The sequence below is a fragment of the Methanosarcina sp. UBA5 genome (assembly GCF_002505485.1).
Classification (GTDB): Archaea; Halobacteriota; Methanosarcinia; order Methanosarcinales; family Methanosarcinaceae; genus Methanosarcina.
Map to the genome: position 1 here is coordinate 64097 of NZ_DAVG01000017.1, position 8739 is coordinate 72835.

Annotated in this window: 9 protein-coding genes; 3 read left to right on the forward strand and 6 right to left on the reverse strand. The window is 35.0% G+C overall.

Annotated elements, in window-relative coordinates; translation table 11 throughout:
* Positions 1-1927 (reverse strand): MBL fold metallo-hydrolase (locus BP621_RS01670; protein ID WP_292387619.1); only part of this gene is annotated, 1927 nt, incomplete at its 3' end.
* 959 nt (positions 1928-2886) lie between these two features.
* Here BP621_RS01670 and BP621_RS01675 point away from each other — a divergent pair.
* Positions 2887-3345: a DUF3267 domain-containing protein gene (locus BP621_RS01675; protein ID WP_292387620.1), complete on the forward strand. Its 459-nt coding sequence runs from the start codon at positions 2887-2889 to the stop codon at positions 3343-3345.
* The gene (locus BP621_RS01680) at positions 3342-3743 is read left to right on the forward strand and encodes an HNH endonuclease (RefSeq protein ID WP_292387621.1); all 402 of its coding nucleotides are present in this window, start codon (positions 3342-3344) and stop codon (positions 3741-3743) included. The genes BP621_RS01675 and BP621_RS01680 overlap by 4 nt, the downstream gene beginning before the upstream one ends.
* A gap of 17 nt (positions 3744-3760) precedes the next feature.
* Here the strand turns inward: BP621_RS01680 and BP621_RS01685 are convergent, their stop codons facing one another.
* The 5 genes from BP621_RS01685 to BP621_RS01705 all read right to left on the reverse strand — a co-directional run bounded on the left by BP621_RS01685 (position 3761) and on the right by BP621_RS01705 (position 7420).
* Positions 3761-5632 (reverse strand): DUF2075 domain-containing protein, encoded by a 1872-nt coding sequence (locus BP621_RS01685; protein WP_292387622.1) that lies wholly within the window; start codon positions 5630-5632, stop codon positions 3761-3763.
* Between the two features lie 77 nt (positions 5633-5709).
* Positions 5710-6576: a hypothetical protein gene (locus BP621_RS01690; protein WP_292387623.1), complete on the reverse strand. Its 867-nt coding sequence runs from the start codon at positions 6574-6576 to the stop codon at positions 5710-5712.
* Positions 6549-7058 (reverse strand): hypothetical protein, encoded by a 510-nt coding sequence (locus BP621_RS01695; protein WP_292387624.1) that lies wholly within the window; start codon positions 7056-7058, stop codon positions 6549-6551. The genes BP621_RS01690 and BP621_RS01695 overlap by 28 nt, the downstream gene beginning before the upstream one ends.
* Positions 7059-7086: 28 nt before the next feature.
* Positions 7087-7263 carry a hypothetical protein gene (locus BP621_RS01700; protein WP_292387625.1) on the reverse strand — a complete coding sequence of 59 codons (177 nt, stop codon included), beginning with the start codon at positions 7261-7263 and terminating at the stop codon, positions 7087-7089.
* Between the two features lie 22 nt (positions 7264-7285).
* Positions 7286-7420 (reverse strand): hypothetical protein, encoded by a 135-nt coding sequence (locus BP621_RS01705; protein ID WP_292387626.1) that lies wholly within the window; start codon positions 7418-7420, stop codon positions 7286-7288.
* Positions 7421-7817: 397 nt separating this feature from the next.
* On the opposite strand from BP621_RS01705, the gene BP621_RS01710 reads away from it, so the two are divergent.
* On the forward strand, positions 7818-8132 hold the full coding sequence (locus BP621_RS01710; protein WP_292387627.1) for a hypothetical protein: 315 nt from the start codon (positions 7818-7820) through the stop codon (positions 8130-8132).
* Positions 8133-8739: the final 607 nt, after the last annotated feature.

The following is an 8739-nucleotide window of genomic DNA, read 5'->3' on the forward strand; positions in this document are numbered from 1 at the left end:
CCGAAATGAAAGAAGCTCCACTTGCGGTTCTACTGCCGTGATGCCCCACTTTGAGAACATCGGCATTAACATCGTAACCAGCTTTCATAATATCGTTTTCTGCTTCGATGCCAGCATCTCCCATGAGCAGGAACGATACTTTTCCGTCTGTTACTTTGAGGACTACAGAGTTTTGGTTAAGATCATCAGAGTAATAAGTAGTGCCTGGATTCAGAACCTCAACATCAATACCTGATGCGAAATTAATCTTGTCTCCTCTTTTAGGGGTTTCAAACGGAATATTCTTCTTGTCAATAGTGGTCAGCATGTTTTCATATGTTTTGGAAGTGTACGGATATCCGCTATCAATAAAATGTTCAACCTTGAAGTTATTGAGGACATCATTCATGCCACCAATATGATCAGAATGAGGATGTGTTGCGACTACATAATCTAATGTGGAAATTCCCTGATCATGCAGGTAATCAGTGACTATTTCTCCTTTGTCGCTTTCTCCTGCATCTATTAACATGGATTTATTGTCATATCCAATTAGAATTGAGTCTCCCGCATTCTTTACTGCTAAGCTGACAGTATATTTTCCTGCTTTACTGTATTTATGTACAGGGTTTTTGGCTGTTGAATAAGTTCGATCTCCGAAACTCCATTTCCAGGAGGTTGGACTATTACTGCTTTTGTCAGTAAACTGAACTTTCAGTGGAACTTTTCCTGACCTTGGAGAAGCTGAAAATGCAGCAACTGGTGGTTTTGGTTGTGGTACTTCAACAGTGGCCATGTAAATGTCGGTATCACCACTATATTCCTCCCCATATTGCCATACTACCCTATCACCGTAAGTAGCAGGATGGTATGCTGATCCTTTAGCACTAATTTTCATCTTCTGATTAGTGGAAATATCGTACATATAGATACCATGATTCACCCAACCATCATCCTGTCCACCATCATCCTCCCATACTATCCTGTTACCATAGATAGCAGGATGCGTCTGATAATCTGGACTGCTGGTTATTTGAGTTTCCTTTTTTGTGGAAAGATCATACATGTAAATATTACCGTTTGTGTTAGGATCCTCCAAGCTTGCCAAATTATCATCCCAGACTATTTTGTTGCCATATATATGTGGATTATCTGCTGTCCCGGTGGTGCTTAACGAAGTTTCCTCTTTAGTAGAAAGATCGTGCACGTAGATATCGCCATAACCTTCATCATCCACTAACTCATAAATTATTTTGTTACCATAAATATCAGGAGCGTATGCGCTGTAGTAGACATTGTTGGTTATTTGAGTTTCCTTTTTAGTGGAAAGGTCATACATGTATATATCATCGTGATAATTATCATTCCCAAAGGCTGACCATACAATCTTATTCCCATAGATTGCAGGACCATTTGCTGATCCGCTGTTAGTTATTCGAGTTTCCTTTTTGGCGGAGAGATCATACATGTAGATATCATAGTCATAATCTCCATTTCGAGTGTCTGACCATACTATCTTGTCCCCGTAGATATCAGGACTTCCCCATACTTTCCCACTGGTAGTTATTCGAGTTTCCTTTTTGGCGGAGAGATCATACATGTAAATATCTGGTTTTCCATTGCGATCATCAACGTATACTATCCTGTTACCATAGATAGCAGGATAGGATGCGTGTCCACTTGTCGTTATTCTGTTTTCAGTGGTCTGAAGCGAAGTACTTTTCTCTGTAGTTGCCAACGCTGTAGACGAAACATAATTGTCTTTTATAGTGGCGTTTCCGGTATCATTGTCAGTAGCTGCTATTGTCGCAGGCGAAACGTACTTGTCTTTGATAGTGGCATTCCCGGTGTCATTCTGAGTAGCTGCTAATGCTGCAGAAGAAACTAAAAGCAAGATTAGAGCTATTGAAATTAAACCTATCTTACATAGAGTCTTTGTTTTATTCACTATTATTCATCTCTGATTTCTAATTTAGGAGTTGTAACTCCATTACTCAGGTTTTAGGAGCACTACTTAAATTTTTTCTTTTGACTTTTATAAATATAAAAGTCAGCTTTATTAGACGATTAAGGATGATTGATTATTTTCTAAGTTTGAAGATCCAGATGCGTCCAGACCTTCTAGGCAGGACTTATCATAAATGTAAAAAAGAGAATATTCTATATCTTCATTGAAATTTATTCAAGCTGCTTAACTGGCTTAACAAACAAACCTATTAAGGGTTTCTGAAAAGCACACAGTAAAAACGCTTAAATATTTTTAACACTGATGTTACTATGCAGACCTGTTCTAACCGGTCTTGGTCTGCATCATCGGGGGCAGGTCTTATTCTTTCTCCTGACCCCCCTCAAGCCAAGGCGGGGTTACTCTTCCCCGCCAATTACCTATTGTTTAGCGTCTATTTTTGTTCTTAAGAGCTAGAGAAAAAGAATATGTAAAGAAGTCACTCTTTTCTTGTTTATTAAGGTCTTTTAAATTACTTGGAGCTTTGGTATAACTTAGGACATTGGAATAATTATTTATATGTTTTAGTAAATCTTTATGTTATAGGTCTAAAAGAATTCGAGATCAATTGCACTAAACGGAATTACCGTTTATTGTCAAAAACGCGGATATCTGAAATTTTAAAACAAGCCATATGCAAACATAATAAAATTGGCGAGGGGACTGTTATAAAAATTAAGAATAGCTTTCCAGATTTCAATGAAGATATTCACGAAAAATTACTAAAAGATGGTTGGAGAGAGTTAAAGGAGCCAAAAAGTCTGATCGGTCAAGTAGTTTTATCAATACCATTTGTGATTATTAATCTTTTAATATCCCAGTTGATAATGGGAATACTTATACCGACAAGCAGAATTAATGACTATCAAATCTAGGGCAGTGCACAAAATGCAGAGGAGTTTTTGGAATATATTTTGTTACCTCTTTTAATTGCTCTTGTTATTGCAGTCCTTATGGAAGTTATTCATGGGCTAATTCACCTACTACTTATCCCAAACTTCATTAAATCAGATAATATCTCTCTAGGCTTTACATACTTTGGAGGGTATGTGTATACAACAGATGTACTCCTAAAATCTCGAGCATGTTTAATTTATATAGCTCCGTTTATAGTTTTGTCAATAATATTAAACGTGGTTTCAGGATTGCTGGGGCTTTATAATATTCCGCTAATGTTGTTCATTCTTTTTAATTCAATCGAAAGCGGTACAGACATACTTCCATTGATTCTTATTTTATTACAGGTACCCAAAAGTGCAAAACTTGTGAATAATGGAACTCATACATATTTTAGAGCTGATCCCAAGAATCAGTTTTTGAAGCTGGGTTTAGATAAGTTTTCTACGAAGCCTATTTCGTGATACATAGAAACGAAGACGGTACTTTTGCTCAAGGAACTAATGCTTGGAAGCGATTCCAAAAGGGTGGAACTCCCTGGAATAAGGGATTGAGAGGCATCCATATGAATTCTGATACTGAATTCAAAGAGGACCAATACGTAGAGGAGAATCATCCTAGCTGGAAAGGAGGAGTTCAAGTTCATAATAAAGATGGAGTTTACCTATGGATTGGGAAAAATAGCCGTATACGAAGGGCAAGAAAAGTATATGAAGATACATACAGAGAAATTCCTAGAGGATATGTTACTTACCATAAAGATAGGAATAACTTAAATGATCATCCTTCAAATTTAGTTGCAATAAGTAGAGCCGAGTTGGTTAGGAAAAACACCTCAAAGAAATCGAATAAGAATAACTAAAAAGTAATGGAAACAATTCAAATTTCCATCCTTGATTTAAAGAAGTTCTCTGTATCTTTATCCATAAAGTAAACATAACAACCTTTCATTCCTCTTGACAACAGGACTCTATACGTGTTCTTTACTAGGTCTGTAAACCTATCCTTTGATTTTTTGACTGTGGAATCCTCGGAATGTTCAGGATGTCCTTCCCATCTTTGATTGTTAAAATTGTATACAAGGTCATTTCCGAATATAACACCAACATAATCAAACTCAAATCCTTGTATCGTATATACACATCCGATTTGATTTATTCCTCTTGGATCATATGCCCAAAGAGGTGCTTTCGGAATACCTTTTGCAAGTTTCTTTGAATCTGGCTTTGCATTCCAGGGTCTTTTAAAATCCTCTATAACAACATCTTCTAGTAATTCACCATTCCTATCTGGCTGAGACCAAGGCCAGCAGAATCCAGCGGTCAGTCTTCCAGTAAATCCTTCTTTAACTTTATCATTTATTAAAGCTTCAAGTTCTTCAGGACTACTCATTATCCTAAAATCAAACTCTTCTTTCTGAGTCCATATAATATTAGCAGTTTTCTTAATCCCTAATGTATTATTAACCCAGTTCACAAATCCATCCGAACCATTGCACCTGAATTGAGCTTCTAATTCATACTCGAAAACCTGACAATTATTTTTCTTTGCATATGCCTTAATATATTCAACAGAACCTATTTCATCAGGTCTTACTACTTGGTCATCATCAATGAAAAGAACTAAGACTTTTGCCACATTAATTAATTCTTCAATTTGAGGAAGTTTTGATTTTCTTTCATGAGGAGTGAACCTGTTATTGCTTGTCTTTCGAATTCTATGTGCCTCATCAGCGATTAATACATCAATTGAGTTTTCTTCTTCATTAATGTAACTGTTAAAATATTTAAACTGAGCAGAACCACGTAATCCGACTATTTTTCTTAGGGTCTCAGTAAATGCTTTAGAACCAGTAGCATAGTGGGCATTATAACCATCTAAGAGTAAATTTGACATTAAATTGATAGCGATAACTGACTTCCCTGTTCCCGGTCCGCCCTTTACAATAATCACATTTTTCTGATCATCAAAGAAACCACTTTTGACACAAGAGAGAACTTTATCGAACACTACCAATTGCTCATCAAGTAGCGTGTATTCAGGCTTTCCTTTAATCAAATTTCCAACATGATCCATTAGTCTCTTACTTGGTTTGTATATTCCGCTCTCTATTTTCTTAAGAACTTGGAGTCCATTTCCATTTTCCAGCTTATCTAACAAAAAACTCTTTAATCCACCTGTATTGTCGGCTGTAAATAAAGGAAAATCTTCGATTATCTCCGAGAATTTACCCGAAAATATAACATCTTTAGGATCATAGCTGTAATTATGAAGGAATGTGCAAGAACTCAGAAAAACAGGATCATCGTCTGCATAGAAGGCTGTATGAGTGTCCTGCAGATACATTGTGTATTGAGCAACCTGTACTGATGGATGAAGTACTTCTCTTTCATCCCCACCAACCCATGTGAGTACTTCGTTATCCCCCGAAGCTTCTCTGCATTTACTCCATTGCTTCAGTTCAATAATCACTGCATTATCCTTATCATTTTTATCTGTGCCAGAAATTAAACAATCTAACCTTTTCGAAGTAAGTGGTAATTGATATTCTAAAATAACTCCATGGTCTGTAAGATCTGCCTCTACAAATATATTAGAAATTTCTTTTAATGAGTTTCTCCACGAGTTTATTTCTGCAGGAGAAGGATTATACCTATAATACTCAAAGAAAGCGTTTTTAAGTTTAGTCGCAATTTCGTTTCTAATTGAATCTTGTATGAATTGCTCTGAAGTTCCTGCAAAAAGTCTCATGTATATCCCAAGACATGAAAGCTTTTTTTACATATTTAATTTTCTATTAATAAAATTTATATTAAAAAAAGGAAAAATTAATCTAAATAGTCAAGAGGAACATTTTCAAAGTCAGTCCAGTAAAACCATTCTGATAAACCAAGTAAATTAGACCATTTGTTAATTATTTCGATATCCTGCTTATACCCTTCATCTTTTGTTTTAATAAGAAATTTCACAAGCTTAGCACCCACTTCTGGATACTCAGTCCTTTTATATGGAGTTGTATATTTTTTTTCAATTAAAGACTCCATAAACGAAGCAAATGCATAGTTCATTGTATTAGACGTATCATAAATGAAGGCAGGTGATATTTTCTTTATCTTTTCAGATAGAGCTTGTACATTCTCTCGAATCTGTTTATCAACAGTTATTCTTTGTGCTTTTCTCAATTCCGGGTAGTTATCATATATCCATTGTTCAATTCGCATATCTACAGGGTAATTAGTTAACTGTTTAATTATGCCATTGAACCATAATTCAAAAAGTGAACTCATTTTTTCAATCGGGATATCTTTTGACAGCTTAAATAATTCATTCTCAATTTTAGTCATTGCAATTTGTCTATTTTCCATGTTTGAAGCTGGCACTTTTCTATACTCACTTGGCACAGACATCATTCTGTAGATGTGGCCACATTCATGAGCGATTAAATGGTCAATATTTCCTGGGCTTATATTTTTGTAATAAATTAAATGCAAGGGCATATTTTCCCTTGCAATCTTTACCATTGCCAATGTCGGTAAATCGGGTTTGTGGATAAACTCGAATGATTTGCCTGTCAGGTCTGTAATAAGGTTTAAAATCTCTTGTGTGGAGTTTAGTAGCTTTAATTCCATTATGATTGTTCCTTTAAATCTTGGATAAATAGATACAGTTAATCGTTCTTTGTCTCTAAGAACCATTGAACAAACTGAAAACCAATTCCGTAAACTTCACTCATTTCTCTCAATTGACCAACCATCATGAGGTAACACAAGTTCTTATTATCCTTATTAAAGTATTCAAACTCATCTGCCAGAACTTCATCTACATATCCCATTCTATTTAGGTTAGAGCTTAACCATTGTAAGAGGTCGTGAGTGTAAACATCTGGTTCCAAGTCAGATAAAATTGAATCATTAATTTCATCAAAAGGTATATCCTCAAGAGGTTTGCCAACATAATCTTTTAGTTTTGAAGCATAGTCATCCATACAGAAAGCCAACCATCTGTAATAGTAATCATCAACCTCCATTCCCGTATCACGGAACTTCTCTTCTAAACTTTCATCAAGGGACTCGTTAAAAAAGTACTCAATGTGGCTCTCTGTCTCTCCTACCCTTTGAATAGACCTGGATACAAAAATACTTTTTATTTCATCAATAATTCCTCTTGTTAATAACATAGTTAAAATCTCCATAGGTCTATCATTTTTAGAGTATTGTTGGTTTTTGTAAAATAATCATAATGTCCTTTTTTATTCTCTCAACCATCTTAAAAAGGTTTTTACCAGATTCATCAATAATACCCATTTTCTGAAATCTTGCATAGATCATCTCATAAATTGTTCTTCTCATTTCATCTACCTTCCCCAAAATCATAAGAGCCAACAAAAAGGATTAAAAGGCCAGATCAAAATGGCTTTAGATACAATGGGTCTATGTGTTCTAGTGCCCCATCTTCCTCAAAAATAACCTCTATTTCTTCTCCAATTCCAGCAACAGTGCCTTTCCATTTCTGGTTTTTCGTATCTGACAGCCATTTCAATTTTTAAGTCTTGTGTGTTCATTTTGTTGCGCTCCTTTTCTGTTACTATAATATATACTATCGGGGCTTAAAGTATATAAACTTAATTCCTTGAATGTTGTGTTATCTCACCTTTTACTCTACAATGAAAAAGCCAATTGTATCCATTTAATAGGTTATAAAGTGGTTTATTAATTAGGCATAAAGTTAATATATATTAGGTCAAATTAATATCGCACAAGAAAAGTTGAGTAAGGTAAGATAAAGGGTAGAAATGTGGAAAGATGATTGTATATTCTACACCCGTACTGGAAACTACGGGTTGAATGCGTTGATGATGTCCATTGATAAACAAGAAGATTAACTCTTTTTCTAAAGTCCTAAAGAATATATATTCTGAGTCTTATAAGAGGGAAATATGGCAGGAGAACCTAAAAGGCCATCAAAGACAATTGCTATGAAAATTTTGTGCAATATGGTATTAATCCCGAACCTTAATGATGAAGTTGAGTACTTCACTGTTGATCCTAAAGGATATCCAGTTCCAAAAAAAATCGGATATGCTAATAGAGAAGCAACTATAATTGTAGGACACAAAGAACGAAATTACCTAGTGGTTACTCCTGAAGATAGGGTATTTACTGGTGTTTTTGGGGGTAATGGACGACTTTCTTCTGTAGGAAAAGAACTTGAAGGAAAGGAATTGACAGTTATTATATACATGCCCGAATAAAAACAATTACCTTACTTCCTCTTTATTTCCATCCTTTGAACTCACTTATTCTAAAGTCCCCTTCAAAATTTCACAAAACTTTTGGCTCTTCGCTTTTTTGTATGAGTTGAAAATAATTGCTTAGTTAGAAAATATTCAGATCAAATATGAAAATTTAGAAGCTAGATTTAAGTTACCCACTCGAAATAGCGAAGAACCCAAATTTCTGGAAACTGCAAAAAGATAATCCGTATAAATAACTTATTTTACCCTGAAAGCCCAAAAAATATATTCCTATAGGAATATAATATATTTAACATAAAGAGGAAGGTAAGGTAATTGATATGAACATATCTGTATCATGCCTGTTACTGGCAACTGCCCCCCCTTTTGAAAGTTAAGAATTAAAATGTATATACCCGTGTCCTGATTATTTCATACAAAAAGAGTAATTATAGTAGATATACGGTAGTGTATCTTTTTCTACGTATACTATCGCTCTGTATCTCATGAATTTTCAAAATCCATAAGTATGTACAGGATTCTGGTCTGTTGAATAGTTTTATCTCTACAGTTCCAGTTCCTCCCGGTTGCGTTTTCTGAACGATCGTTAAACTTAACAGCAAGA